Source organism: Stenotrophomonas sp. 78350_Sma, assembly GCF_056482105.1.
Map to the genome: position 1 here is coordinate 3,213,414 of NZ_CM151182.1, position 23,648 is coordinate 3,237,061.

General features: G+C 66.4%; 30 protein-coding genes, 1 tRNA gene and 1 pseudogene. 11 read left to right on the forward strand and 21 right to left on the reverse strand.

Annotated elements, in window-relative coordinates:
* Window positions 1-5: 5 nt before the first annotated feature.
* Together ACZK4H_RS14940 and ACZK4H_RS14945 are read right to left on the reverse strand one after the other, a co-directional pair.
* Entirely contained in the window at window positions 6-569 is a 564-nt protein-coding gene (locus ACZK4H_RS14940) for a DUF3011 domain-containing protein (RefSeq protein WP_099551911.1), read from the reverse strand.
* Window positions 570-702: 133 nt separating this feature from the next.
* Entirely contained in the window at window positions 703-909 is a 207-nt protein-coding gene (locus ACZK4H_RS14945) for a hypothetical protein (RefSeq protein ID WP_099551912.1), read from the reverse strand.
* A 402-nt stretch (window positions 910-1,311) separates the two neighbouring features.
* Between ACZK4H_RS14945 and ACZK4H_RS14950 the strand changes: the two genes are divergently transcribed.
* The 4 genes from ACZK4H_RS14950 (at window position 1,312) to ACZK4H_RS14965 (ending at window position 2,841) form a co-directional block, all read left to right on the forward strand.
* Window positions 1,312-1,587, forward strand: a complete 276-nt coding sequence (locus tag ACZK4H_RS14950) for a hypothetical protein (RefSeq protein ID WP_099551913.1) — start codon at window positions 1,312-1,314, stop codon at window positions 1,585-1,587.
* 12 nt (window positions 1,588-1,599) lie between these two features.
* The gene (locus ACZK4H_RS14955) at window positions 1,600-1,833 is read left to right on the forward strand and encodes a DUF1653 domain-containing protein (protein ID WP_019660549.1); all 234 of its coding nucleotides are present in this window, start codon (window positions 1,600-1,602) and stop codon (window positions 1,831-1,833) included.
* An 89-nt stretch (window positions 1,834-1,922) separates the two neighbouring features.
* Entirely contained in the window at window positions 1,923-2,495 is a 573-nt protein-coding gene (locus tag ACZK4H_RS14960) for a TetR/AcrR family transcriptional regulator (protein ID WP_099551914.1), read from the forward strand.
* Window positions 2,496-2,508: 13 nt separating this feature from the next.
* Complete coding sequence (locus tag ACZK4H_RS14965) at window positions 2,509-2,841, forward strand: SMR family transporter (protein WP_005410423.1); 333 nt, start codon at window positions 2,509-2,511, stop codon at window positions 2,839-2,841.
* Window positions 2,842-2,863: 22 nt separating this feature from the next.
* Here ACZK4H_RS14965 and ACZK4H_RS14970 read toward each other — a convergent pair whose 3' ends face one another.
* Together ACZK4H_RS14970 and ACZK4H_RS14975 are read right to left on the reverse strand one after the other, a co-directional pair.
* Window positions 2,864-3,037: a DUF1328 domain-containing protein gene (locus tag ACZK4H_RS14970; protein WP_005410424.1), complete on the reverse strand. Its 174-nt coding sequence runs from the start codon at window positions 3,035-3,037 to the stop codon at window positions 2,864-2,866.
* Window positions 3,038-3,131: 94 nt separating this feature from the next.
* Window positions 3,132-3,773, reverse strand: coding sequence for a LysE family translocator (locus tag ACZK4H_RS14975; protein WP_099551915.1), 642 nt, complete (start codon window positions 3,771-3,773; stop codon window positions 3,132-3,134).
* A gap of 153 nt (window positions 3,774-3,926) precedes the next feature.
* On the opposite strand from ACZK4H_RS14975, the gene ACZK4H_RS14980 reads away from it, so the two are divergent.
* Window positions 3,927-4,619, forward strand: coding sequence for an aspartate/glutamate racemase family protein (locus tag ACZK4H_RS14980; protein WP_099551916.1), 693 nt, complete (start codon window positions 3,927-3,929; stop codon window positions 4,617-4,619).
* A gap of 24 nt (window positions 4,620-4,643) precedes the next feature.
* Here ACZK4H_RS14980 and ACZK4H_RS14985 read toward each other — a convergent pair whose 3' ends face one another.
* A complete protein-coding gene (locus tag ACZK4H_RS14985; protein WP_099551917.1) occupies window positions 4,644-5,039 on the reverse strand; it encodes a hypothetical protein in 396 nt (131 codons plus the stop codon).
* A 241-nt stretch (window positions 5,040-5,280) separates the two neighbouring features.
* On the opposite strand from ACZK4H_RS14985, the gene ACZK4H_RS14990 reads away from it, so the two are divergent.
* A complete protein-coding gene (locus tag ACZK4H_RS14990; RefSeq protein ID WP_099551918.1) occupies window positions 5,281-5,790 on the forward strand; it encodes a DUF3011 domain-containing protein in 510 nt (169 codons plus the stop codon).
* A 38-nt stretch (window positions 5,791-5,828) separates the two neighbouring features.
* Window positions 5,829-5,984, forward strand: a pseudogene (locus ACZK4H_RS14995) (GNAT family N-acetyltransferase); the annotation flags it as partial.
* Here ACZK4H_RS14995 and ACZK4H_RS15000 read toward each other — a convergent pair.
* From ACZK4H_RS15000 to thrS, 11 genes are all read right to left on the reverse strand, one after another.
* Entirely contained in the window at window positions 5,972-6,313 is a 342-nt protein-coding gene (locus ACZK4H_RS15000) for a low molecular weight protein tyrosine phosphatase family protein (protein WP_099551919.1), read from the reverse strand. The pseudogene ACZK4H_RS14995 and the gene ACZK4H_RS15000 sit on opposite strands and share 13 nt — an antisense overlap.
* Entirely contained in the window at window positions 6,310-6,510 is a 201-nt protein-coding gene (locus ACZK4H_RS15005; protein WP_099551920.1) for a hypothetical protein, read from the reverse strand. Before ACZK4H_RS15005 ends, ACZK4H_RS15000 begins: the two co-directional genes overlap by 4 nt.
* Window positions 6,511-6,627: 117 nt before the next feature.
* A tRNA-Pro gene (locus ACZK4H_RS15010) sits at window positions 6,628-6,704 on the reverse strand.
* Between the two features lie 68 nt (window positions 6,705-6,772).
* Window positions 6,773-7,129, reverse strand: a complete 357-nt coding sequence (locus ACZK4H_RS15015) for a MerR family transcriptional regulator (protein ID WP_005410431.1) — start codon at window positions 7,127-7,129, stop codon at window positions 6,773-6,775.
* Window positions 7,110-7,409, reverse strand: coding sequence for an integration host factor subunit alpha (locus ACZK4H_RS15020; protein WP_005410432.1), 300 nt, complete (start codon window positions 7,407-7,409; stop codon window positions 7,110-7,112). The genes ACZK4H_RS15015 and ACZK4H_RS15020 overlap by 20 nt, the downstream gene beginning before the upstream one ends.
* Window positions 7,410-7,436: 27 nt before the next feature.
* Window positions 7,437-9,818, reverse strand: coding sequence for a phenylalanine--tRNA ligase subunit beta (pheT, locus tag ACZK4H_RS15025; protein WP_099551942.1), 2,382 nt, complete (start codon window positions 9,816-9,818; stop codon window positions 7,437-7,439).
* An 83-nt stretch (window positions 9,819-9,901) separates the two neighbouring features.
* Complete coding sequence (locus ACZK4H_RS15030) at window positions 9,902-10,897, reverse strand: phenylalanine--tRNA ligase subunit alpha (protein WP_099551921.1); 996 nt, start codon at window positions 10,895-10,897, stop codon at window positions 9,902-9,904.
* A gap of 193 nt (window positions 10,898-11,090) precedes the next feature.
* Window positions 11,091-11,450 (reverse strand): 50S ribosomal protein L20, encoded by a 360-nt coding sequence (rplT, locus tag ACZK4H_RS15035; protein ID WP_005410435.1) that lies wholly within the window; start codon window positions 11,448-11,450, stop codon window positions 11,091-11,093.
* An 11-nt stretch (window positions 11,451-11,461) separates the two neighbouring features.
* A complete protein-coding gene (rpmI, locus tag ACZK4H_RS15040; RefSeq protein WP_005410436.1) occupies window positions 11,462-11,659 on the reverse strand; it encodes a 50S ribosomal protein L35 in 198 nt (65 codons plus the stop codon).
* Window positions 11,660-11,925: 266 nt separating this feature from the next.
* Window positions 11,926-12,468, reverse strand: coding sequence for a translation initiation factor IF-3 (gene infC, locus ACZK4H_RS15045; RefSeq protein WP_079222586.1), 543 nt, complete (start codon window positions 12,466-12,468; stop codon window positions 11,926-11,928).
* Between the two features lie 48 nt (window positions 12,469-12,516).
* A complete protein-coding gene (gene thrS / locus ACZK4H_RS15050) occupies window positions 12,517-14,418 on the reverse strand; it encodes a threonine--tRNA ligase (protein ID WP_099551922.1) in 1,902 nt (633 codons plus the stop codon).
* A gap of 429 nt (window positions 14,419-14,847) precedes the next feature.
* Here thrS and ACZK4H_RS15055 point away from each other — a divergent pair, with 429 nt between their 5' ends.
* Genes ACZK4H_RS15055 through ACZK4H_RS15065 form a run of 3 tightly spaced genes read left to right on the forward strand, consistent with a single transcriptional unit; the run spans window position 14,848 to window position 16,977 of the window.
* On the forward strand, window positions 14,848-15,144 hold the full coding sequence (locus ACZK4H_RS15055) for a hypothetical protein (protein WP_005410439.1): 297 nt from the start codon (window positions 14,848-14,850) through the stop codon (window positions 15,142-15,144).
* Window positions 15,144-15,407 (forward strand): hypothetical protein, encoded by a 264-nt coding sequence (locus ACZK4H_RS15060; protein ID WP_099551923.1) that lies wholly within the window; start codon window positions 15,144-15,146, stop codon window positions 15,405-15,407. The genes ACZK4H_RS15055 and ACZK4H_RS15060 overlap by 1 nt, the downstream gene beginning before the upstream one ends.
* Before the next feature lie 10 nt (window positions 15,408-15,417).
* Window positions 15,418-16,977 (forward strand): PepSY-associated TM helix domain-containing protein, encoded by a 1,560-nt coding sequence (locus ACZK4H_RS15065; RefSeq protein WP_099551924.1) that lies wholly within the window; start codon window positions 15,418-15,420, stop codon window positions 16,975-16,977.
* Window positions 16,978-17,001: 24 nt separating this feature from the next.
* Here the strand turns inward: ACZK4H_RS15065 and ACZK4H_RS15070 are convergent, their stop codons facing one another.
* Window positions 17,002-17,406 (reverse strand): VOC family protein, encoded by a 405-nt coding sequence (locus ACZK4H_RS15070; protein WP_099551925.1) that lies wholly within the window; start codon window positions 17,404-17,406, stop codon window positions 17,002-17,004.
* 97 nt (window positions 17,407-17,503) lie between these two features.
* A complete protein-coding gene (locus ACZK4H_RS15075; RefSeq protein WP_099551926.1) occupies window positions 17,504-18,694 on the reverse strand; it encodes a glycoside hydrolase family 18 protein in 1,191 nt (396 codons plus the stop codon).
* Between the two features lie 222 nt (window positions 18,695-18,916).
* Between ACZK4H_RS15075 and ACZK4H_RS15080 the strand changes: the two genes are divergently transcribed.
* Window positions 18,917-19,912: a tetratricopeptide repeat protein gene (locus ACZK4H_RS15080; RefSeq protein WP_239503786.1), complete on the forward strand. Its 996-nt coding sequence runs from the start codon at window positions 18,917-18,919 to the stop codon at window positions 19,910-19,912.
* Window positions 19,913-20,037: 125 nt separating this feature from the next.
* On the opposite strand, the gene pnp is transcribed toward ACZK4H_RS15080, so the two are convergent.
* From pnp to truB, 3 genes are all read right to left on the reverse strand, one after another.
* Entirely contained in the window at window positions 20,038-22,146 is a 2,109-nt protein-coding gene (pnp, locus tag ACZK4H_RS15085; RefSeq protein ID WP_032128652.1) for a polyribonucleotide nucleotidyltransferase, read from the reverse strand.
* 151 nt (window positions 22,147-22,297) lie between these two features.
* Window positions 22,298-22,558 carry a 30S ribosomal protein S15 gene (rpsO, locus tag ACZK4H_RS15090; protein ID WP_005410445.1) on the reverse strand — a complete coding sequence of 87 codons (261 nt, stop codon included), beginning with the start codon at window positions 22,556-22,558 and terminating at the stop codon, window positions 22,298-22,300.
* Between the two features lie 173 nt (window positions 22,559-22,731).
* Entirely contained in the window at window positions 22,732-23,640 is a 909-nt protein-coding gene (gene truB / locus ACZK4H_RS15095; RefSeq protein ID WP_099551928.1) for a tRNA pseudouridine(55) synthase TruB, read from the reverse strand.
* Window positions 23,641-23,648 lie beyond the last annotated feature (8 nt).

Genomic DNA, 23,648 nt, shown 5'->3' on the forward strand with positions numbered 1-23,648 from the left:
CGCGCTCAATTCACCTGGAACTGCGCCCGGCAGCCGTCGCTGACCCAGATGCCACGGCGGTCCCAGCCCCAGGTCTGGCCTTCGATGCAGGCACTGCGCGAATCCTGGCGGACCAGGCGTACACCACGACGGATGCGGGCTTCACAGTACTCCTGGCGGTGGCCGTTGGAATGGCAGGTGATCACCTCACCCCCACCCCAGCCACTGCCGCCATTGCCCCAGCCGTTGCCATGGCCACCACCCCAGCCACCGCCACGGCGGTACTCGCCAACGAACTCGGCCCGGCAGCCCTGGGTCACCCAGACGCCGTAGCGGGATTGCCCCCAGGTCTCACCCTCGACACACGGCGAACCCGACAACTGGCGGATCATCCGGGCACGGCCTTCCAGGCGGCATTCATTGCTGCGGTTCTTGATCGATTCGCAGCGTACGATGCCGCCGCCATCACGACCGCCATAGCGATCATCGTCGTAACCGTAGCCATAGCTCTGCGCCTGCGCGCCGCCTGCGGCGGCCAGCATCGGCAGCAGCGTGCAGGCCAGGGTGCGCCAGGTGAGTGCCTTGCCCATCGATATCTCCAGATGAATACGATGGCGCAAGCATCCGGGATTCGTGGCGCGGCGCACAGGGGGGCGCCCCATGGCGGTTTTTTCCCCATTCAAACAACTCAACCGTGGCTGACTGCGGCCCCGGCCGATGGCGTCAACCTCCGACGTGGAGCGCGTCCACGGAACTGCCGAACGCCTCGACCCGTACCGTGCTGCGCTGGCCGGTACGGCGGTGGTGCTCCAGGGCCCGCGCCGCGGCGACATCGAAGGCCTCGGTGCCTCGTGCATAACGGGTGGCGTCATGCGCCTGCGGATCCAGCACGGACCAGTGCCGGGCGTTGCATTGAACGGTAATGACCATTGGAAGACTCCTGCGGAATGAAGGCACGCCAGCAGCGGAAGACCCTGAGCGCCGGTACACCATCAGGCTAGCGAGTGCCTCCGGGATGGCCCATCAGATTTGTACGAAAATGCCGCGCCACACTGTCAGACCGCCCCGCCCTCACATCCCTGAGGCCGTTTAGTGAATCCCTTTCGTGACCCTTGTCACGGAGTTGGCAGGGCTTCACACTACCGTCATCAACAGGGGCCCCTTCCACATGCGCACCTTCTTCTCGCAGCAGCGTTGGACGCTGCTGAAGTTCTACTTCGTGGCCAGCTACCTCGTGCTGATCGAGGAACTGATCCGAGCCGCCGTGCACTGAGCGCTTGCTGTCGGCAAGGCTGCGGCAGACACTGTTGCTTTAGGCACGGAGCCCACCCGATGAAAGCGCTTCTTCTGATTCCAGCCCTGCTGGCCCTGGCCGCCTGCGCAAGCCAGGATCAGGCAGCTGCGCGCGCCGATGCTGCAGCCGCCACACCGGTCGTCGGTGGCGATCGCGATGCCCATGGCTGCATCGGTTCGGCCGGTTACCAGTGGTGCGAGCACAGCCAGCGTTGCGAGCGCCCGTGGGAACTGGCGCAGGCACAGGGCCTGGCCAATACCGCCGAGGCCATCAATGCCTACTGCGCAAAGCCGGCCAGCCCGGCGCGCAAGTGAGTCGCGCCCACCATGGCTGAGCTGAGTCCGCTACCCACCCTGGCCCCAGGCCGCTACCGCCACTTCAAGGGCGGCGAGTACGAAGTGCTCGACATCGTCCGCAGCAGTGAGACCCTGCAGCCGATGGTGCTGTACCGCGCGCTGTATGGCGAAGGTGGCCTGTGGGTACGCCCGTACGCCATGTTCGTCGAGCAGGTGCCCGGCGAGCACGGACCGCAACCGCGTTTCGCCCGCATCGACGCATGACGGTTCCGCTGCCGGCCTTGGCCGGCAGCACGCGGTAACGCGGCGGGGCCTGCGTTACAATCGTACCGTCCAGTCGGTTTCTTTCCGCCATGTCCGCATCCCCCTCCCGTTCGCGCCGCAAGGCGCCCGACAGCGTGCGCCAGTCACTGCTGCAGGCCACCATTGAAGTGATCGGCCGTAACGGCCTGGCCGCGCTGACCGTGCAGGACGTCGCGCAGGCCGCCGGTGTCAGCAAGGGTGCGTTGTTCCATCATTTCAGCAGCAAGCAGGCACTGGTGGATGAAGCCATCGGCGCACTCATCGGCGAGTTCGAAACGCGGGTTCGTGCCCTGCTGCAGGAAAACCCCGAAGGCCATGGCCGTTTCAGCCGCGCCTATGTGCAGGCCAATTTCGAGCATCTGCTGCAGCAGGAACAGGACAACGACATCGGCCTGACCCTGGGCAACCTGATGGAGCCGGCCCTGCTCGCGCATTGGCGTACATGGAAGCGCGCGATGCTGGCCGAATTCGCCGACGAAGCCAACGATCCCCGACTGTATGCGGCGCGCTGCGCTGCCGACGGCTACTGGGCCACGGCCTATGGACGTCCGCTGGACGAGGAAGAACGTGCCAACGCATTGGCCATGGCCGAACAGGCCCTGAAACTGTGCGACCCGCAGTGAGCTGGAGCGCTCGATGAATCCCTACCTCTACCTTGCCGCTGCCATCGTGCTGGAAGTGATTGCCACATCACTGCTGAAAGCGTCCGACGGCATGAGCCGACTGGCGCCGACACTGGGCGCACTGGTCGGCTACGGGCTGTGCTTCTACCTGCTGTCGATGACCATGAAGTCGATCCCGACCGGCATCGCCTACGCAATCTGGTCCGGCGTCGGCATCGTGCTGATCTCGCTGATCGGGCTGGTGGTGTTCAAGCAGCGCCTGGATGCGCCGGCCCTGATCGGCATCGGGTTGATCTGCGCCGGCGTACTGGTGATCAACCTGTTCTCGCGCAGCAGCGCACACTGAGCACGCTGCTGCGCGATCAACACTAGCTGACCTTCTTCGCTACGGTCATGCCGAGCAGGAACAGCACCACGGCGATGATGATGCCGGCCCAGAACAGGAACTTGGCGATGCCGACCGCGGCACCGGCAATGCCGCCGAAGCCGAGCACGCCTGCGATCACACCGATGACGGCGAAGATGATGGCCCACTTGATCATGTCAAACCTTTCCCTGCGGGGACTGCGTACTGGATGATCAGGCTAGGCCCTGGCCGATGCGGCAATCGTGAACAGGCCGCGTGCGCGGCGTGAATCAACGCGGCCGGAAGCGCAGCAGCGCGACCGCGAATGCCAGGAACACGCTTCCGACCAGGCGCTCGAACCAGCGCCGCGCGAACGGCCTGGCCAGCCAGCGGCGCAGGCCGTGCCCACCCGCCGCGTACATCACGTACCAGAACAGTTCGCAGGCGGCGAAGGTGGCCACCAGCACGCTGTACTGCACGGCCTGGCTGCGCGACGGATCGACAAACTGGGGGAGGAACGCAGCAGCGAACAACAGCAGCTTGGGGTTGCTCAGGCCAACCAGAAGCCCACCACGAAACACCGTCCAGGCACCAAGCGCCGGTGTCATCGGCACTGCGGCATCCACTGTCACCGGTGGCGCAGGTCGGCAGCTGTCGCGCCATGCCTTCAGGCCCAGCCAGGCCAGGTAGGCCACGCCCAGATAGCGCAGCACTTCGAACAGCATCGGCGAGGAATGCAGCAGCGCGCTCAGGCCGGCAGCGGACGCGGCCAGCACCAGCAGCATCGCCAGCAGGCATCCTGCCATCGCCGGAACGCTGCCACGGAAACCCAGCCCGACGCTGCGGCCCAGGATGTGCAGCATGTTCGGCCCCGGCGTGCCGCACAGGACAAAGACCGTGGCCAGGAACCACCACCAGGTATGCAGGGCCATTCGACACCCACCTCGGAAGACCGCACCAGCATAGGCCGTGGGCGCGCCGCGCGGCACATACAGCACGGCACGGATGTGGAGGTTACAGATGGCACGCACCGCACGCCCGTGCCCATCTGTGCTGCAATGACAGCCTCTTCCCTGGAGCAGCGCATGAAGACTCTTGGCCTGATCGGCGGCATGAGCTGGGAAAGCTCGGCGCAGTACTACCGGCTCATCAACGAGGCGGTGCGGCATCGCCTCGGTGGCGCGCATTCGGCACAGCTGCTGCTGTGGTCGGTGGATTTCGCCGGTATCAAGCAGCTGCAGCACGACGGCGACTGGGACACCCTGGGCGATCACATGGTCGATGGCGCGCGCCGCCTGCAGGCGGGTGGCGCCAACCTGCTGCTGATCTGCACCAACACCATGCACAAGCTGACCGATCGCATCGAGGCGGCCTGCACGCTGCCGCTGCTGCACATCGCTGATCCGACCGCGACCGCGATCCTGCAGGCAGGTGCGCGCAAAGTGGGCCTGCTCGGCACTGCCTTCACCATGGAGCAGGACTTCTATCGAGGCCGCCTGCAGGAACGCTTCGGCCTGGAGGTACTGGTGCCTGATGCCGATGACCGCCGCAACGTGCACGACATCATCTATCAGGAGCTGATTGCCGGCGTGGTCAGCGAGCGCTCGCGGCAGCTCTACGCCGGCGTGATCGCGCGCCTGGTCGAGCGCGGCGTTGAAGCGATCATCCTGGGCTGTACCGAGATCATGCTGCTGGTACGGCCGGAAGACAGCGCAGTACCGCTGTTCGACACCACCACCCTGCATGCGCTGGCTGCGGTGGATGCAGCACTCGGCTGAGACGGCGCAATGCGCGACGCGGAATCAGCCTGCGTCGCGGACTTCCAGCGCGGTGATCAACCAGTCGACCACGGCCTGTGAATCACACAGGAAAAAGACGCCATCTCCCGAGCGCGCTTCGGTGAGCAGGCGATAGACGGTGATCGCCACCGCCGACTGGTTGGCAATGAACACTTCCGGGCTGCGCGGCCCCTCGCTGTGGCCTGCCACGGCCTGCAACGCCTTGCGCGCAGCCACAGTGGCAGCCGGGTCCGCGCTGCGGGTCAGTTCCGGCCCGCGCAGCCCCCAGGCAACGAACACATGCTTGCCCTTGAACGTGGTGTCCAGGACCTGCACCTCAGCGGCGCCTGCGCCTACCGAGCGATGAATGACGATACTGCTGATCAACGCAACCCCCTGTGGTCGTCGTGGTCCGCGCATCGTCCTCCACAGGCCGGCCGCGCGCCAGTGACGGCCGCCACAGGCCGCGCCGACAGGCGTGGAAGACATGTAAGAAGGTGTAACCCGATGCGATCGGATGTGCAGCGATGATACGGGATGTAAGCCTCTGCATGGACCCGCGCGCACTACTAAATCCCCACTGAGCCACGTCGGGAACGAAGCGTTCCAATGGACCCGGGCTGGGTCATTCTTGCCGCCCCGCTCCCTCAACGAGGCCCCCATGACCCATCGCCTGCTGCTGCCCATTGGCGGCATCTCCCTGGCCATGCTGCTTGCAGCCACCACCGTGGCCGCCCAGGATTACGACGCAGCGCACATTCCCGCACTTCGCTGCGAGTCGCAGTTCAACAAGACCGAGCAATGCCCGATCGAGGGCCCGATGCGCCTGGCCAGGCAACTATCGGTCACCCGCTGCGTGGAAAACCAGAACTGGGGCCAGAGCCGTCGCATGCTCTGGGTGACCGATGGCTGCCGTGCCGAGTTTGTCGCCGACGAACATGGCCGCTGGCCGGGACGCGGCAGGGGCCGTGATCGCGACGATGAGGGTGAACGCCTGGTCTGTGAGTCCTACGAAAAGAAGGACAAGGAATGCCGCATCCGCGTGCGTCATGAGGTGCGCATGGTCAAGCAGAAATCGGTGACGACCTGCATCGAAGACCACAACTGGGGCTGGGACCGCCGCGGTATCTGGGTCAGCGATGGCTGCAGGGCCGAGTTCCGGGTGTATTGACTGCCGGCCGCGCGCTGGCTGCAGCGATTGGTCATGCGCACGCCATCGCGCTGCAGGATCACGGCAAGCGCTTCACTTCGCCCCATGCATCCACCACCAGCATGCAACGCCTGCTCGCCACGCCCGGTTTCATCGACCACGGCATCGTGCATGGACTGGACGAAGGCGATCCGGAGCTGATCTACCGCTTTGCCGGCAGCTGCTCGAGATACACGGCCACCTTGGCGTCCAGCAGGTCCATCAACACCGGATCCATGCAGCGATAGTCGTCGGGGATGTCCAGGCAATGCAGACGCTTGTGCTCCAGCAGGCGCGCGTACGTGGCCTGCAGGCGATGCTGGTGCTTGGCCTCCATCACGAAGATGACATCGGCCCAGCGGATATCCGCCGGGCCGATGGGGCGTCGTGCATGCGGGCTGGTGCCGGCCGACAGCGCTGCGAAGCCGGGCCGCCGTCGCCACATGGCTTCGGCGGTCGGGCTGCGCAGCTGGTTGCGGCTGCAGACGAACAGCAGGTTGATCATTCCTGTTCCTGCAGTTGGCGGGCGCCGAGGACCGGATAGGTGAAGCCCAGCTGGCGTGCACGCGCGAGCTTGGCATCGCGCGTGTACAGCAGCTTCCAGTTCTTCTCGGGCTTGTAGCTGTAGGCGGTCGTAGCGCGGTCGCCACCGCGGTTGCGAGCCTGGCTGCGACGCCAGGCACGGTTTCTTGCAGATTCCATGATGTGTTCTCGTGAGTACCGGGTTCAGCAGCCGCGGTAGTACGAGTGGCGCGCAGCATACACCGCGCGCACAAAAAAGCCCACGCATCGCTGCGCAGGCTTCTTGATTCATCACAGTGGTCGGGACGGCCGGATTCGAACCGACGACCCTCTGCCCCCCAGGCAGATGCGCTACCAGGCTGCGCTACGCCCCGACTGATGCTGCGATGTGCCCGCCAGTGCGGCGGGCCGTGAAGTATAGCGGATTACGATGGAAATGGGATCAGCGGCGCAGCAACTGCAGCACTTCTTCCAGCTCCATGCGCACCTGCTTGATGATCTGGTTGCTCAGCGCCGATTCCTCGCGGGCATCGGGGCCATCCAGGCGCAGGCGTGCACCACCGATGGTGTAGCCCTGTTCGTACAGCAGGCTGCGGATCTGCCGCACCATCAGCACGTCATGGCGCTGGTAGTAGCGGCGGTTGCCTCGGCGCTTGGCCGGCTCAAGGCTGGGAAACTCGGTTTCCCAGTAGCGCAGGACGTGCGGCTTGACGTCGCACAGCTCGCTGACCTCACCAATGGTGAAGTAGCGCTTGGCCGGGATCGGCGGTAGTTCGCGGTTACTGCCCGGATCCAGCATAAGCTTCCACCCTCTCCTTGAGCTTCTGGCCCGGACGGAAGGTGACCACCGTACGGGCGGAAATCGGAATTTCCTCGCCGGTCTTGGGGTTACGACCCGGGCGCTGGTTCTTGCGCCGCAGATCGAAATTACCGAAGCCCGACAGCTTCACCTGACGTCCCTGTTCCAATGCTTCACGCAGCACATCGAAAAACGCGTCGACGAATTCCTTGGCTTCCCGCTTGTTCAGACCGACTTCGTCGAACAGCTTTTCCGCCATCTCCGCCTTGGTCAATGCCATTGCCTGCTACCCCCGAGTGCTGCCCGCTCAGCCGCGGATCCGGGCGTGGTGTTCACGCTCGATGGCAGTGACCGCCTCGGCCACCACCGCATCCACGTCGCGGTCCGTCAGAGTGCGCGACTTGTCCTGCAAAATCAAGCCCATAGCGAGACTCTTGAATCCCGGCTCGACGCCCTGGCCGACGTAACGGTCGAACAGGTTCAGGTCGCGCAGCAGCGGGCCGGCAGCCTGGCGGACGGTGGCCGCCAGATCGGCCCAGGCCACCTGTTCAGGCACCAGGAACGCCAGGTCGCGACGCACCGCCGGGAAGCGCGACAGCTCGCCGGCACGCGGCAGGCGGCGGGCCGTCAGCGGCTCCAGGTCCAGCTCGAAGGCGTACACATCGGCTTCGATGTCCATCGCCTTGGCCAGCCGCGGGTGGACCTGGCCAATCCAGCCAATCGCCACGCCATCACGGAACACCTCGGCCGAACGGGCCGGGTGGCCGTAGGCACGGGCCGACGGACGGAACTCCAGCTGCGCGCCACTGGCGGCGGCCAACGATTCCAGGTCGCCCTTCAGGTCATGGAAATCGACCTTGCGGGTCGGCAGGCCCCACTGCACCGCCTGCGCATCGCCACAGACGGCAGCGGCCACGCGCGGGGTTTCCAGCGGTGCGGGCTGGCCGTCGCCAGCCTGCTGGGCGAACACACGGCCGATCTCGAACAGGCGCACGCGGCCCAGCTGGCGCGCGGCATTGCGGCCCAGCGTGGCGACCAGGCCGGGCAGCAGCGACGGACGCATCACCGCCAACTCCGCCGACAGAGGGTTGGCCAGCGGCACCAGGCCGTCGCGCAGCTGCCACTGGGTCAGCAGCGCGTCGTCGACAAAGGCGAAGTTGACGGTTTCCTGCTGGTCACGAGCGACCAGCTGGCGACGCACGCTCAGCGCGTCCAGCTGGGTCTCGCTCGGCATCGCCACGCGCGAGGCACCGCCCGGCAGCGTGGTCGGGATCTGCTCGTAACCGTGGATGCGGGCCAGTTCTTCGATCAGGTCTTCTTCGATGGCAATGTCGAAGCGACGGCTCGGCGCGGCGACCTGCCAGCCGTCGGCGGTGGCGACCACGTCCATGCCCAGCGCGCGCAGGATGCGCTCGACTTCGGCGTCGTCGATGGTGATACCGAGCACGCGGGTGATGCGGGCGCGGCGCAGCTCGATCGTCGCCGGCTGCGGCAGGTCATCGACGCGCACGGCCTCGGTGACCGGCGCCGGGGTACCGCCGGCCAGGTCCAGCACCAGCCGGGTGGCGTATTCGATGGCGGTGCGCGGCAGCGCCGGATCGACGCCGCGCTCGAAGCGGTGGCCGGCATCGGTGTGCAGGCCGAGCTTGCGGCCACGGCCCATGATCGCGGCCGGAGCGAAGTGCGCGGCCTCCAGGAACACGGCGGTGGTGGCATCGGTGACACGGGTGTCGAAGCCGCCCATCAGGCCGGCCAGGCCGACCGCACGGTCCGCATCGGTCACCACCAGGAAGCTGTCGTCCAATGTGGCATCGCGACCGTCCAGCAGCTTCAGGCTCTCGCCAGCGCGCGAACGACGCACGGCGATGCTGCCCTGCAGGGTGCCGAGGTCGTAGGCATGCATCGGCTGGCCCAGCTCCAGCATCACGTACTGGGTGATGTCGACCAGCAGCGAGACCGGACGCACGCCGCTGCGGCGCAGGCGTTCGGCCATCCACAGCGGGGTCGAGGCGGCGGCGTTGACGCCTTCGATGACGCGGCCCAGGTAACGCGGCGCTTCGGCGCCGGCGTCGAGCTGGATCGACAGTTCGCGGCTGCCGACCGGCGCAATGGCATCGGCGGCGAAATCCAGCACTGCGCTGCGGGTGGCCGCAGCCACGTCGTAGGCGATGCCACGCAGGCTGAAGCAGTCGGCGCGGTTCGGGGTCAGCTTGATCTCGATGCTGGCGTCCGGCAGCCCCAGGTACTCGACCAGGGACTGGCCGACCGGTGCGCCGTCCGGCAGCTCCAGCAGGCCGGACGCATCATTGTCCAGGCCCAGCTCCTTGGCCGAGCACAGCATGCCGTTGGACTCAACGCCGCGCAGCTTGGCCGGCTTGATCTTCAGCTCGCCGATCTGCGCACCGACCATCGCCAGCGGCGCGACCAGGCCCGGACGCGCGTTCGGTGCGCCGCAGACGATCTGCAGCAGCTCGCCCTGCCCGGCATCGACCTTGCACACCTGCAGGCGATCGGCTTCGGGATGGCGTACGGCTTCGACAATGCGTGCCACGACCACGTGGTCGAGGCCGTCGCCAAGCGCGGTCACCTCTTCCACTTCCAGACCGATGGCGGTCAGCACCGCGCTCAGTTCATCGCGCGGGGCGGAGGTCGGGACGTGGCTGCGCAGCCAGTTTTCGGAGAATTTCATGGTGTCACCCTGGTGGGCCCGGCGCATGCGCCTGGGCCTGCGTTGTTGAGTCCGCCGGGCATGGCCCGGCGCTACCTAGTGCGTTACGCGAACTGCTTCAGGAAGCGCACGTCGTTCTCGAAGAACGCGCGCAGATCGTTGACGCCGTAGCGCAGCATCGCGAAACGCTCCACGCCCATGCCGAAGGCAAAGCCGGTGTAGCGCTCCGGATCGATGCCAACATTGCGCAGCACGTTCGGATGGACCATGCCGCAGCCGAGCACTTCCAGCCAGCGGGTGCTGCCATCGGGCTGCTGCCAGGCGATGTCCACTTCCGCACCCGGTTCAACGAACGGGAAGTAGCTGGGGCGGAAGCGCATCTCGAAGTCGCGCTCGAAGAACGCGCGCACGAACTCGGCCAACGTGCCCTTCAGGTCGGCGAAGGTCGAATGCTCGTCCACCAGCAGGCCTTCCACCTGATGGAACATCGGCGAATGGGTCTGGTCGCTGTCGCTGCGGTACACCTTGCCGGCGGCGATCATGCGCAGCGGCGGCGCGTGGTCGCCCATGTAGCGCACCTGCACACCGGAGGTATGCGTGCGCAGCAGGCGGCCGTCGCCGAAGTAGAAGGTGTCGTGCATGGCGCGCGCCGGGTGGTGCGGCGGGAAGTTCAGCGCCTCGAAGTTGTGCCAGTCATCCTCGATCTCCGGTCCTTCCGACAGCTCGTAGCCCAGCCGGCCGAAGATGCCGGTGATGCGCTCCAGGGTGCGGGTGATCGGGTGCAGGCCGGCACAGTCGCCATTGCGGCCCGGCAGGGTGATGTCGATGGCTTCGGCGGCCAAGCGCGCATCCAGTGCCGCGTCTTCCAGCAGCGCCTTGCGCTCGCCCAGCGCGCGGGTCAGCGCGTCGCGGGCCTGGTTGATCGCTTCACCGGCGGCCTTGCGCTCGTCGGCCGGCAGGGCGCCGAGCTGCTTGAGCTGCGAGGTGATGCTGCCACTCTTGCCAAGCAGGGCCACGCGCAGCTGTTCCAGCACGTCGGGGCTCTCTGCGGCGGCCACATCGGCCAGCGCCTGGGTGGTGAGGGATTGGATGTCGCTCATGGGGGGCCGGAACTCCAGTCGATCTGCCATCGCGATGCGCGAAGGGCCGACCCCTGTCGCCACCGCCGTCCCCGCGCTGCCGTCGTGGCCTCGCCGGGACCCAAAAAAGAATGGGGAAGGACTTGCGCCCTTCCCCATGCATTGCCTTGACCTGACACCGTTCCGAGTGAACGGTTACGGCATCGGGAAGGACTTATGCCGCCAGCGCGCCCTTGGCCTTTTCGGCCAGCGCAGCAAAACCGGCTGCGTCGTGCACGGCGATGTCAGCCAGGACCTTGCGGTCCAGGGTGATGCCGGCCTTCAGCAGACCGTTCATGAAGCGGCTGTAGCTCAGGCCGTTGATGCGGGCAGCCGCATTGATACGGGTGATCCACAGCGAACGGAAGTTGCGCTTCTTCTGCTTACGGCCGATGTAGGCGTACTGCTGTGCCTTGATGACCGCCTGCTTGGCGACGCGGAAGACCTTGCGACGGGCGTTGTAATAGCCCTTGGCGAGATCCAGAATCTTCTTGTGGCGGCGACGCGCCTGTACGCCACGCTTAACTCGTGCCATTTTTCAGTTCCTCAGAGGTAAGGGAGCATGCGGTCCAGACGGCCTGCGTCTTCTGCACGGACATGGCCCGTCTGACGCAGATTACGCTTACGCTTGGTCGCTTTCTTCGTGAGGATGTGGCTACGGTTGGCGTGGCCGCACTTGTACTTGCCCGAGGCGGTCTTGCGGAAACGCTTGGCCGCTGCCCGGTTGGTCTTGATCTTGGGCATTGCAATGTCCTTGATGGGATATGACCCTGGTTTCTGACTGATCTGGCGGCGGCCTGGGCCGCTCTTTCCGTCCTGCCATGATCGGCGTACGACCCGTCCTGGGTGGGTCGAGCCGGGCATGATACAGGCAAAACCGCCCTGCCACCAGCCCCCGCAACCCTTTCGCCGGCAATTCACCGGCCTGCCGCAAAAGCAAAGGGACGCCAGCGGCGCCCCCTTACCCTGAACCATTCAGCCAGGCGCCCCGGAAGGCAGCCCGTCAGGCCTCAGGTCTTCTTCTTCGGCGCGATCATCATGACCATCTGACGCCCTTCCAGGCGCGGACGGGATTCGATGACGATGTCCTCGCCCAGATCGGTCTCGATCCGGTTGGCCATCTCGCGACCCAGTTCCTGGTGGCTCATTTCACGGCCACGGAAGCGGATGTTGACCTTGATCTTGTCGCCTTCCTCAAGGAAACCGCGCATCTTGCGCAGCTTGATCTGGTAGTCGCCCTCGTCCGTGACCGGACGGAACTTCACTTCCTTGATCTCGACCTGCTTGGTCTTCTTCTTGGCCTCGCTGGCCTTCTTCTGCGCTTCGAACTTGAACTTGCCGAAGTCCATGATCTTGCAGACCGGCGGATCGGCCTGCGGCTGGATTTCGACCAGGTCCAGGCCTTCATCTTCGGCCATGGACAGCGCTTCGTCGCGCGACAACACGCCGATCATTTCTCCGTCACTGCCGATCACGCGGACGCGCGGCACACGGATTTCCTGATTCTTGCGGTTCTGTTTGTTGTCAGGGGTGCTGATATTACGTTCTCCCAAGGGTATCGAACCGGCCCGGGTGCCTGTGCCCCCGGACCGGACCTTTGCTTACGCGCCCTCGGCGTGGAGCCGCTCGATGAAGGCCTGCAGGCTCATGCTGCCCAGGTCTTCGCCAGAACGCGTACGCACCGCCACAGCCCCATTTTCCTTCTCGCGGTCACCAATGACCAGCAGGTAGGGCACGCGCTGCAACGTATGCTCGCGGATTTTATAGCCGATCTTCTCGTTACGCAAATCCGAGCTGACGCGGAAGCCTTGCTCTGCAAGGGTTTTGGTCACGCCCGAGACGTAGTCGGCCTGGGCGTCGGTGATGTTGGCCACCACCACCTGGGTCGGGGCCAGCCAGGCCGGGAACTGGCCGGCATGGTGCTCGATCAGGATGCCCAGGAAGCGCTCCATCGAGCCGACGATGGCGCGGTGCAGCATGACCGGGTGCTTCTTCTGGCTGTTCTCGTCCACGTACTCGGCGCCCAGGCGGCCCGGCATCATGAAGTCGACCTGCATCGTACCCAGCTGCCAGGTACGGCCGATGGCGTCCTTCAGGTGGTACTCGATCTTCGGGCCGTAGAAGGCGCCCTCGCCCGGCAGCTCCTGCCATTCCACGCCACAGGCGGTCAGCGCCGAGCGCAGCGCGCCTTCGGCCTTGTCCCAGGTGGCGTCGTCGCCCAGGCGCGATTCCGGGCGCAGGGCGATCTTGATCTGGATCTCGTCGAAGCCGAAGTGCTGGTAGACCGCCAGCGCCTGCTGGTGGAAGGCCGTCACTTCCGACTCGATCTGGCTTTCCATGCAGAACACGTGGCCGTCGTCCTGGGTGAAGCCACGCACGCGCAGGATGCCGTGCAGCGCGCCGGACGGCTCGTTGCGATGGCAGGAACCGAATTCACCGTAGCGGATCGGCAGGTCGCGGTAGCTGTGCAGGCCCTGGTTGAACACCTGGATGTGGCCCGGGCAGTTCATCGGCTTGACCGCGTACGTGCGCTTCTCCGATTCGGTGAAGAACATGTTGTCCTGGTAGTTGTCCCAATGACCGGACTTCTTCCACAGGCTCACGTCCAGGATCTGCGGGCAGCGCACTTCGCCGTAGCCGCTGTTGCGGTAGACCTTGCGCATGTACTGCTCGACCACCTGCCACAGCGCCCAGCCCTTCGGATGCCAGAACACCAGGCCCGGCGCCTCTTCCTGCAGGTGGAACAGGTCCTGCTGCTTGCCGATGCGGCGGTGGTCGCGCATTTCAGCTTCTTCGATGCGCTTGATGTACGCCTCAAGCTGCTTCTTGTCGGCCCAGGCGGTGCCGTAGATGCGCTGCAGCTGCTCGTTCTGCGCGTCGCCGCGCCAGTAGGCGCCGGAGATGCGGGTCAGCTTGAAGGCCTTCAGGAAGCGCGTGTTCGGCACGTGCGGGCCGCGGCACATGTCCACGTATTCCTGGTGGTAGTACATGCCCATCGCCTGGATGTCGTCGGACATGTCCTCGATCAGGCGCAGCTTGTAGTCCTCGCCGCGGGACTTGAAGATCTCGATCACTTCGGCGCGCGGCGTCATCTTCTTGATGACGTCGTAGTCCTGGGCGATCAGCTCACCCATGCGCTTCTCGATCGCGGCCATGTCGTCCGGGGTGAACGGGCGCTCGGAGTAGATGTCGTAATAGAAGCCTTCGGCGATCACCGGGCCGATCACCATCTTCACGTCCGGGTACAGCTGCTTGACGGCGTGGCCGACCAGGTGGGCGCAGGAGTGGCGGATGATCTCCACGCCCTCCTCGTCCTTGGCAGTGATGATGCGCAGGCTGGCATCGTGGTCGATGACGTCGCTGGCATCGACCAGCACGCCATCCACGGCACCGGCGATGGTGGCCTTGGCCAGGCCGGCGCCGATCGACTGGGCGACGTCCATGACGCTGACGGGGTTTTCGAATTCGCGGCGGCTGCCGTCGGGAAGAGTAATGTTGATCATCGCAGTGGCTTCGTGCGGGGCCCGCGGGGCGGGCTGGAAAGCGTTCCCGGGGCGGCGCCCGGGCAATAAAAAAGCGCCGCGAGGGCGCCTGGAACACAGGGCCTTCGGGGGCAGGTCAACAGTGGGCGGTGGTAGTGCTCATGTCACACGCTCGGCCGGCGCTGGGCGCGGGCCACCTTGTTCCAGTCAGGGTTCGGCGATGATCTTAAACCAGTGCACGGGAAAGCCCAAGGCCCACCGTACGGTCCCCTGAATGGGTCTCGCTGGCGGCGTGAAATTGCAATGATTACCATGTCGGCGCAGGCCGCCCCGTGCCAGCCTGCCCGCTTTCCCCCAGGACCCCGTGATGCGCCACCCGCTCCGACCGGCTCCCGCCGGCCCCGCCCGTGCCCCGCGTTCGCCGGCCCGCTGCCGCGCCGGCCGCCCGCGATGATCACCGTCGGCCTTTCCACGCTCGGCTTCTGCAGCCTGGGCATGCTGGCAGCGATGTTCTCGGCGCTGGCCTTCTATGCCGCCTCGCCGCACTGCCGCTGGCCGCGCCTGCGCCGCGCCGGCCGCCTGGGCCGCCAGATCGGCCTGGTCGCCGCTGCCGCCGCGCTGTGGCTGTGGATGGCCGAGCTCGGCTTTGCCGCAGGCCTGGTGGCGATGCTGTGCACCTGGATGCTGGCCGCCATGCTGCTACCGGCGCTGGCCGCCTGGCACCGCCCCGGCACGGAGTCGCCCTGATGTGGCCGCGCGCCCTTGCCGGCATCATCGCCGGCTTCCTCCTCGCCGCAGCCGCCACCGGCCTGCTGGCGTGGCTGCCGCCCGGCCCCTGGCAGCGGGCGCTGGTGCCGACCCTGATCGCCTTCATCCCGCTGTGGATGCTGGCCGCCCTGTGGGCGTTCAGTTTCCGCAGCGCGCTGCGCGCCTGGCTGGTGCTGGCCGGCAGCGCCGCCGCCGGCTTCGCCGTGCTCGGGCTGCTGCGCCTCACCGGCGCGGTGCAATGAGACCCGCCCCATGAAATTCAGTTCGCAGACCCTGCGCACGTTCACCACCCTGCACACCTGGGTCGGCCTGGTCGCCGGCTTCGGCCTGTTCGTGGCCTTCTATGCCGGCGCGTTGACCCTGTTCCACCACGACCTGCCGCTGTGGCAGACGCCTGGCGCAGCCACCGCGCTGCCGGCCGGGCTGGACGATGCGCAGTACCTGCTGGAGGACGTGCTGGCCACACATCCGGAAGCCCGCCGCCACGTCGGCATGACCTTCCCCGGCGCCGACCATCCGCAACCTCTGGCGTACTGGCAGGCCGATGACGGCAGCTGGCGCTACGCCTGGCCGGGGCAGATCGCCGGCAGCCCCACACCACCGCAGACCGGGCTGGCGGAACTGGTCAACGAGCTGCATTACAGCCTGGGCCTGCCGGTGGCCGGCATCTACGTGATGGGCATTGTCAGCCTGCTGTATGGCATGGCGCTGCTGAGCGGCCTGGTGATCCATCTGCCGAAGCTGTTCGGTGACCTGTTCGCGCTGCGTCCGGGCCGCAACCTGAAGCAGCTGTGGCAGGACGCGCACAACGTGATCGGCGTGCTGAGCCTGCCCTTCCACCTGATGTTCGCGGTGACCGGCGCCCTGCTCTGCCTGGTATTCGTGCAGATGGCCCTGCTCAACCCGCTGATCTTCGACGGCAAGGCCCTGCAGGCGGTGCCAACAGCAATGGACACCGCGCCGGTCCGGGAAGCCACCGGCATTCCGTCGCCGCCGGGCAGCCTGCGCGTGCTGCATGCGCGGGCGCTGGAAGTAGCACGCGCGCAGGGCGTGACCAGCTTCGAGCCGGCCTACCTGAAGCTGGCCAACGCCGGCGACGCCAACGCCACCATCGAGATCACCGGTGAATCCACTGGCACGCTCGGCCCACTCGGCGCCGTGGCGCTGGACGTTGCCACCGGCAATGTACTGGCGACCCAGCTGCCGGGCCAGCGTGACGCCAACCACGCCACGCTCAGCGCCGCCTATGCGCTGCACTTCGGCGAGTTCGGCAACGGCGTGGTGGTCTGGCTGTATTTCCTGCTCGGCCTTGGCGGCGCCTTCCTGTTCTACTCCGGCAACCTGTTGTGGATCGAGTCGCGGCGCAAGCGACGCCAGCCGCAGCAGCCACGCGCCGGTGTGAACATGGCGCGGGCCACGGTCGGCGTGTGCATCGGCCTGTGCGTGGCGATCTCGGTGGCATTCGCCAGCGCGCTGGTGCTGGAACGGCTGGCACCGGCGGCGGTCGATCACGGCATCCGCTGGGCCTGCTTCGGCAGCTGGGCAGCCTGTGCGTTGTGGGCGGCATTGCGCCGCCCGGCACAGGCCGCACGCGAGCTGCTGTGGGCTGCGGCGATCAGCACCGCGCTGGTGCCGGTGCTGCACGGCACACTCAGTGGCGACTGGCTGTGGCGCGCCGCCGCGCAGGGCCATTGGCCGCTGTTCTGGATCGATGCCATCGCGCTGGCCATGGCCTTTGGCTTCGCCCGCCTGGCAGTCGCCAGCCAGCATCGCGCCCGCAACGGCGATCCGAACAGCGTCTGGGCGAACTGAAGCCTTGCCGGGCATGGCCCGGCGCTATCGGAGCAGGTGCGCTTCGTCCGGGTAACGGCTGACTTCGATCAGGTTGCCATCCGGGTCGCGGAAGTACACCGATTCGATCGGACCCAGTGCGCCGGTGCGGGCCACCGGCCCTTCCTCCACCGCGACGACCTGCGCCTGCAGGTGCGCCAGCACATCGGCCATGGCGGTACGTGTGATCAGGCAGAGATCGGCGCTGCCCGGCGTGGGTTGCAGCGCATGCGGCTGCAGCGGGGCACTGGCCGGATGCAGGTTGATCTTCTGCCGGCCGAACTGCAGCGCGGTACGGCCGGCGCCGAAGCGCACGACCTGCATGCCGAGCACGCGCTGGTAGAAATCACAGCTGCGTTCGATGTCGGCCACGGTGAGGACCAGATGGTCCAGGCGTTCGAGATGGATCATGCCCGCAGCCTAGCGCTGCGGGCATTGCTTCGATGTGCGGGGTTGGGCCGATGACGTTGCGGCATCCGTCGGGCATGACCCACCGCCAGCGGGTGGCTCAATCGCCGACGCGTGCCTTCTGCCACGGGGCGAGCATGGCGTTGAGCAGGCTGGCCTGTTCGTCGTCGCCGGTCAGCTCCCACATGAACACGCCGGCCAGGCCTTGCTCGCGCGCGAACTGCGCACGCAGGCCGATCGAGCGCGGGTCCTCATAGCTGATGAAGATCTTCTGCGCGGCGTTGTACAGCCACGGGCTCTGTGCCTGCGGCTGCCAGTGCTTCGTCCAGCCCGGCTGGTCGAGATAGCGCGCCTTGATCACCCGCCAGTCGCCGGCATCGGCCGGTGCACTGTAGGCCTGGTACAGCCCATCCGGGGCGTCGCCGGTGACCTTGAAGCCGCGCCCGTAGAACGGCACGCCCAGCACCAGCTTGCCGGCCGGCACGCCGTGCTCGCGGTAGTACTGCACCGCGCCGGCCACGTTGTTCCAGCGCCGCAGCTCCGGTGCCAGTGGGTCGGCCGCCACCTCATGCAGCGGCGCGTTGAAGGTCGACACCGCCGAGAAGCCGGTGCCCATGTCGTAGCTCATCAGGTTGATGAAATCGAACACCTTGGCCAGCGCCGGCAGGTCGTAGCTGGCGGCCGGATCGTAGGGGCCATCGGTCTGCAGGCGACCGGCGGCCAGCGCGGCGGTCAGCAGCATCGGCTGCCCCGCCTTGCGACCGCGCGCATCGAGTGCCACGCGGAACGCCTGCGCGAGCCGGGTCAGGTTGGCGCGATCCTGCGGACGGTGCGCCAGCTCCCTGGGGCCGCCACTGACCGGGAACTCCCAGTCGATATCCACCCCATCAAAGCTGCCGGCGTGGCGATCGAAGAACAGCGCCATGCACGAATCCACCAACCGTTTGCGGCTGGCCTCGGTCAGCGCTGCATCGGAGAATCCACCTGCGCCCCATCCGCCGATTGAGATCAGCGTGCGCAGGTGCGGGTGCGCCTTCTTCAGCTCGGCCAGCGCAGCGAAATTCTTCGGCGCTTCGGCACCGATCGTGCAGCGCCCGTCCTCGATGGTCGAGAACGCGTAGAACAGGTGGGTGAGGCGCTCGGCCGGAATGCTCGACACCGGGTAGCGCTCGGCCGAACCACCGGGGTAGTAGGCACCGAAGATCGGTGGCTGCGCGGGCGCGGCGGGCGCGGCAATGGGCAGGGCGCCGGCAATCAGCACGGCAAGGACGGCCACGGTCTGGCGGAACATGGGATCTCCCGGTTCGAAGGCGCAGCCACGTTAGCAAACCGATGAGGCCGTGGGACCGATGTCGTGGCATGTCGTCCTGTGGACAGCAACGATCGGCCAGAGGGCGACAACGTGGCAGTCATGCCGCTGCCATCATGCATTGCAGCAGGACACGCACCGACGCAGCGCACCGGCTCCCCTGCATCGGCTATGGTGGCCGCGGATCTTCAACCGCACATGGACATGAGCACCGATCACGACACCACTCCCGACGGCGACCTGCTGGACGGCGCATCCCTCGACGAACACCAGATACTGGAAGCGCGCGCCTACGACGCATTCCACGAAGGCGACCTGCCGCAGGCGGTGGAGCTGTTCGGCGAACTGATCGCCATCGCTCCCGAGGTGCCTTACCTGCACTACATGCGCGGGCTGGCGCACAAGTACCTGCGCGACTGGCCGGCGTCGCTGCAGGACAACCTCCAATCGGAGCAGCTGCGCGGGGAATTCGATGTCGCCACCGCGTGGAATGCCGGAATCGCGGCCACCGGCATGGCGGACTGGGCCGAAGCACGACGCCAGTGGACCCGCTGTGGCATCACCCTGCCCGAGGGCGAAGGCCCGATCGAGGGCAACTTCGGCGTGGCCTGCATGCGCCTGGCGCCGTGGTCCGGCGCCGAAGTGGTGTACATGAGCCGCATTGATCCGGTGCGTGCACGCATCGACAACGTACCGCTGCCCGAAAGCGGCTTCCGCTTCGGCGACATCGTGCTGCATGACGGCGCATCGACCGGCCGCCGTACGTACGGCGAACACGAGGTGCCGGTGTTCAATGCACTGCAGCGCCTGCAGTCATCGGACATGGCGACCTTCACCGTGTTCGTGCAGTGCGATTCAGCCGACGACATCACTGCCCTGGGGGCCATGAACCTGCCCGGCATCGGCATGGTCGAGGACTGGACCGCGACCGTGCGCCGGCTGTGCCGCCGCTGCAGCTATGGCACCCCGCATCAACATGAAGACGATGCAGAGGCCGTCGAAGAAGGTACCTGGGCGCGCGGGCGAGATCTGGGCATTGCCGCGCAGGGCCGGGCTGCGGTGGAGAAGCTGCTGGCGACGTGGACCGCCGCGGCCCCGGGACGCGTGCTGGAGGCCATCGAACAGCGAGAGCATCCGCTGAGTGACCCCGAGCCGGGTCAGGTGTGGTGGCTGGGGGAGGAGGAAGACGAGAAAGCGTAGCTGCCCCGCCGGGCATGGCCCGGCGCTACCTGATGGCGGCAGGCAAAGAAAAAGCGGGCCGAAGCCCGCTTTTTCATTTCAGCGATTCCAGGAGCGTGTCAACCAAGGTTGACACCCACCGCCGATTACTCGGCGCTGACGGCGTCGCCTTCTTCCACGGCCTTCATCGACAGGCGGATACGGCCCTGCTTGTCGACTTCCAGCACCTTGACCTTGACCACATCGCCTTCCTTCAGCACGTCGCCGACCTTCTCGACGCGGTCGCTGGAGATCTGCGACACGTGGACCAGGCCGTCCTTGCCCGGCAGGATGGTGACGAACGCACCGAAGTCCATGATCTTGGCGACCTTGCCTTCGTAGATGCGGCCCGGCTCGACGTCCGAGGTGATCTGCTCGATGCGGGCCTTGGCGGCCTGGGCAGCGATGGCGTTGACCGAAGCGATGACGATGGTGCCGTCATCCTGGATGTCGATCTGCGTGCCGGTTTCCTTGGTGATGGCCTGGATGGTCGAACCACCCTTGCCGATCACTTCGCGGATCTTGTCCGGGTGGATCTTGATGGTCAGCAGGCGCGGCGCGTAGTCCGACAGCTCTTCACGCGGAGCGGTCAGGCCGTGGGCCATTTCGCCCAGGATGTGCAGACGGCCAGCCTTGGCCTGCTGCAGGGCCTGCTTCATGATCTCTTCGGTGATGCCTTCGATCTTGATGTCCATCTGCAGGGCAGAGATGCCCTCAGCGGTACCGGCCACCTTGAAGTCCATGTCGCCCAGGTGATCTTCGTCACCCAGGATGTCGGACAGGACGACGAAGCGCTCGCCTTCCTTGACCAGGCCCATGGCGATACCGGCAACCGGCGCCTTCACCGGCACGCCGGCGTCCATCAGGGCCAGCGAGGAACCGCAGACCGAGGCCATCGACGAGGAACCGTTCGACTCGGTGATTTCCGAGACGACGCGGATGGTGTACGGGAAGGCTTCCAGCGACGGCATGACAGCCAGCACGCCGCGCTTGGCCAGGCGACCGTGGCCGATTTCGCGGCGCTTCGGGCCCATCATGCGGCCGCACTCACCCACCGAGAACGGGGGGAAGTTGTAGTGGAACAGGAAGTTTTCCTTGTACTCACCGGCAACGGCGTCGATGACCTGGCCGTCACGGGCAGTGCCCAGGGTGATGGTCACGATGGCCTGGGTTTCGCCGCGGGTGAACAGCGAGGAACCGTGGGTACGCGGCAGCACGCCGGTCTTCACGGCGATCGGGCGGACGGTGTCCAGCGCACGGCCGTCGATGCGGACCTTGGTGTCCAGCACCGAGTCACGCATGGTGCGGTATTCCAGCTCGCCGAATTCCTTCGACAGCTCGGCCGGGTTCCAGCCCTCGGCAGCCACGCGGCCAGCCAGGGTTTCGACCACGTCCTTCTTGATCGCCGAGATGGCGTCGCGGCGCTGCAGCTTGTCGCGCACCTGGAAGGCTTCGCCCAGGCGCGGGCCGATGGCTTCCTTCAGGGCGGAGATCAGCGCGTCGTTCTTGGCCGGGGCTTCCCAGGTCGACGGCTTGGTGCCGGCTTCGACGGTCAGCTCGTTGATCGCGTTGATGACCTTCTGCATTTCGCGGTGACCGAAGGTCACGGCGCCCAGCATCACTTCTTCGGACAGCAGCGCGGCTTCGGATTCGACCATCAGCACGGCGTTGGAGGTACCGGCGACGACCAGCTCCAGCTGCGAGTCAGCCAGTTCGCTGACGGTCGGGTTCAGGATGTACTCGCCGTTCTTGTAACCGACCTTGGCAGCGCCGATCGGACCCATGAACGGGGTGCCGGCCAGGGCCAGGGCAGCCGAGGCGCCGATCAGGGCCGGGATGTCGCCGTCCACGTCCGGGTTCAGCGACATGACCGTGGCGATGATCTGCACTTCGTTCTTGTAGTCTTCCGGGAACAGCGGGCGGATCGGACGGTCGATCAGACGCGAGATCAGGGTTTCCTTCTCGGTCGCACGGCCTTCACGCTTGAAGAAACCACCCGGGATACGGCCGCCGGCGTAGAACTTTTCCTGATAATCGACGGTCAGCGGGAAGAAGTCCTGGCCTTCGCGCGCGCTCTTGGCGGCGACGGCGGTGACCAGCAGTACGGTGTCGTCCATCTTGACGATGACGGCACCGCTGGCCTGACGGGCGACTTCGCCGGTCTCGAGCGTGACGGTGTGCTTGCCGTACTGGAAGGTTTTGGTGATTTTTGCCACGGAGGGTGTCCTTGGGGATGCTGTCTGCGAATTTGGACCGTCGGCGACCCTTGCCGCCAGCGGGTGGCCGGATCGTTCCGGCCTGAATCGGGGATTGCGGTGCTACAAAACAAAACCGCGGCGCATCGCTGCGCCGCGGGGGATTCGTTGCTTAGCGACGCAGGCCAAGCTTTTCAATCAGGGCCTTGTAACGCTCGACGTCCTTCTTCTTCAGGTAGTCGAGCAGGCTGCGACGGCGGTTGACCATCTGCAGCAGGCCGCGGCGGCTGTGGTGGTCCTTCTTGTGGGTCTTGAAGTGGCCGGTCAGCAGTTCAATGCGGGCGGTCAGCAGGGCAACCTGGACTTCCGGGGAGCCGGTGTCAGCCGAGCTGCGCTTGTTGTCTTCAATGACCTTCTGGGTGTCGATCGACATTTCTTTTTTCTCTGTGATGCGTGGCCGGCAGGAACGCGCTTCGCGCACCGCCAGGCTCGCCGTGGACTACGAGGATGAAACCTGCGCGAGGCAGGCTGCCGGAAAACGGCCGCGAAATTGTAACGGTCGGGGGGGCCGGGAACAAGGTCCGGTGCTGAACCGCCCTGCCCGGTTCAGAGGTTGAAGCGGCGCTGCGGGGCCAGCAGCCCGCTGTCATCGACCTGCCCGAGCCCCTGGACAGCATCGTCCGGACCAAACACGGCGACCAGGCCATGCGGCCAGGACGGGTCGCGCTGGCGCTGGCCAACGCAGAAGCGGTGGGTCTGGTCCGCATCGAGGTCGACCCGCGGGTATTCCGCCAGCCCGGCCGCCAGCGGCAGCAGCAGCGCGTCCATGCCCGCCTCGTCGCCGGCCTCGACCATTGCCCGCAGCTGGTCCAGGGTGACCATGGCAGGTTCGCGGAACGGCTCCACCCAGAGCCGGCGCAGCGCGCTGATATGGGCGCCACAGCCCAGCACCTCGCCCAGATCGCGGGCCAGGCTGCGGATATAGGTACCCGAGCCGCAGGTCACGCGCAGGCGCAGCCGTTCCGGCTGCTGCTCCAGCACCGCGATGGCATGCACCTGGACCTCGCGTTCCGGCGCTTCGATGACATCGCCACGGCGGGCCTTCACATACAGCGGCTCACCGCCCTGCTTCAGCGCCGAATAGATCGGGGCACGCTGGCGGATGTTGCCGGTCAGCGGCGCCAGTGCGGCCTGCAGCGCCTCGGCACTGATGGCCGGCACCGGGCGCTGCAGCAGCACCTGGCCTTCGGCGTCATCGGTATCGGTGGTCTGTCCCAGCACGATCTCGGCGTCGTAGGCTTTGGCCGAGCCGAGCAGCAGGCCGGCAATCTTGGTCGCCTCGCCGAAGCACAGCGGCAGCAGGCCGGTGGCCAACGGGTCGAGGCTGCCGGTGTGGCCGCCCTTCTCGGCGCGGAACAGGCGACGGGCCACCTGCAGGGCGGCGTTGGAGCTCATGCCGGTCGACTTGTCGAGCAGCAGGATGCCATCCAGGCGGCGGAACTGAATTCGGGTCATGACAGGTA

Excerpts from the sequence above, each read along its gene's own strand:
- thrS (WP_099551922.1), bottom strand. The coding sequence starts at position 14,418 with ATGATCAACATTACTCTTCCCGACGGCAGCCGCCGCGAATTCGAAAAC.
- rpmI (WP_005410436.1), bottom strand. The coding sequence starts at position 11,659 with ATGCCCAAGATCAAGACCAACCGGGCAGCGGCCAAGCGTTTCCGCAAG.
- ACZK4H_RS14985 (WP_099551917.1), bottom strand. The coding sequence starts at position 5,039 with ATGCGCGGACCACGACGACCACAGGGGGTTGCGTTGATCAGCAGTATC.
- ACZK4H_RS14960 (WP_099551914.1), top strand. The coding sequence starts at position 1,923 with ATGTCCGCATCCCCCTCCCGTTCGCGCCGCAAGGCGCCCGACAGCGTG.
- ACZK4H_RS15075 (WP_099551926.1), bottom strand. The coding sequence starts at position 18,694 with ATGTTCCGCCAGACCGTGGCCGTCCTTGCCGTGCTGATTGCCGGCGCC.
- ACZK4H_RS15070 (WP_099551925.1), bottom strand. The coding sequence starts at position 17,406 with ATGATCCATCTCGAACGCCTGGACCATCTGGTCCTCACCGTGGCCGAC.
- ACZK4H_RS14975 (WP_099551915.1), bottom strand. The coding sequence starts at position 3,773 with ATGGCCCTGCATACCTGGTGGTGGTTCCTGGCCACGGTCTTTGTCCTG.
- ACZK4H_RS14980 (WP_099551916.1), top strand. The coding sequence starts at position 3,927 with ATGAAGACTCTTGGCCTGATCGGCGGCATGAGCTGGGAAAGCTCGGCG.
- ACZK4H_RS15080 (WP_239503786.1), top strand. The coding sequence starts at position 18,917 with ATGAGCACCGATCACGACACCACTCCCGACGGCGACCTGCTGGACGGC.
- ACZK4H_RS15065 (WP_099551924.1), top strand. The coding sequence starts at position 15,418 with ATGAAATTCAGTTCGCAGACCCTGCGCACGTTCACCACCCTGCACACC.
- ACZK4H_RS14940 (WP_099551911.1), bottom strand. The coding sequence starts at position 569 with ATGGGCAAGGCACTCACCTGGCGCACCCTGGCCTGCACGCTGCTGCCG.
- ACZK4H_RS14990 (WP_099551918.1), top strand. The coding sequence starts at position 5,281 with ATGACCCATCGCCTGCTGCTGCCCATTGGCGGCATCTCCCTGGCCATG.
- ACZK4H_RS15055 (WP_005410439.1), top strand. The coding sequence starts at position 14,848 with ATGATCACCGTCGGCCTTTCCACGCTCGGCTTCTGCAGCCTGGGCATG.
- ACZK4H_RS15015 (WP_005410431.1), bottom strand. The coding sequence starts at position 7,129 with ATGCTGGATCCGGGCAGTAACCGCGAACTACCGCCGATCCCGGCCAAG.
- rplT (WP_005410435.1), bottom strand. The coding sequence starts at position 11,450 with ATGGCACGAGTTAAGCGTGGCGTACAGGCGCGTCGCCGCCACAAGAAG.
- pheT (WP_099551942.1), bottom strand. The coding sequence starts at position 9,818 with ATGAAATTCTCCGAAAACTGGCTGCGCAGCCACGTCCCGACCTCCGCC.
- ACZK4H_RS14955 (WP_019660549.1), top strand. The coding sequence starts at position 1,600 with ATGGCTGAGCTGAGTCCGCTACCCACCCTGGCCCCAGGCCGCTACCGC.
- ACZK4H_RS15000 (WP_099551919.1), bottom strand. The coding sequence starts at position 6,313 with ATGATCAACCTGCTGTTCGTCTGCAGCCGCAACCAGCTGCGCAGCCCG.
- ACZK4H_RS14945 (WP_099551912.1), bottom strand. The coding sequence starts at position 909 with ATGGTCATTACCGTTCAATGCAACGCCCGGCACTGGTCCGTGCTGGAT.
- ACZK4H_RS15020 (WP_005410432.1), bottom strand. The coding sequence starts at position 7,409 with ATGGCATTGACCAAGGCGGAGATGGCGGAAAAGCTGTTCGACGAAGTC.
- rpsO (WP_005410445.1), bottom strand. The coding sequence starts at position 22,558 with ATGTCGATCGACACCCAGAAGGTCATTGAAGACAACAAGCGCAGCTCG.
- ACZK4H_RS15030 (WP_099551921.1), bottom strand. The coding sequence starts at position 10,897 with ATGAGCGACATCCAATCCCTCACCACCCAGGCGCTGGCCGATGTGGCC.
- ACZK4H_RS15005 (WP_099551920.1), bottom strand. The coding sequence starts at position 6,510 with ATGGAATCTGCAAGAAACCGTGCCTGGCGTCGCAGCCAGGCTCGCAAC.
- ACZK4H_RS14950 (WP_099551913.1), top strand. The coding sequence starts at position 1,312 with ATGAAAGCGCTTCTTCTGATTCCAGCCCTGCTGGCCCTGGCCGCCTGC.
- ACZK4H_RS14970 (WP_005410424.1), bottom strand. The coding sequence starts at position 3,037 with ATGATCAAGTGGGCCATCATCTTCGCCGTCATCGGTGTGATCGCAGGC.
- ACZK4H_RS14965 (WP_005410423.1), top strand. The coding sequence starts at position 2,509 with ATGAATCCCTACCTCTACCTTGCCGCTGCCATCGTGCTGGAAGTGATT.
- ACZK4H_RS15060 (WP_099551923.1), top strand. The coding sequence starts at position 15,144 with ATGTGGCCGCGCGCCCTTGCCGGCATCATCGCCGGCTTCCTCCTCGCC.
- truB (WP_099551928.1), bottom strand. The coding sequence starts at position 23,640 with ATGACCCGAATTCAGTTCCGCCGCCTGGATGGCATCCTGCTGCTCGAC.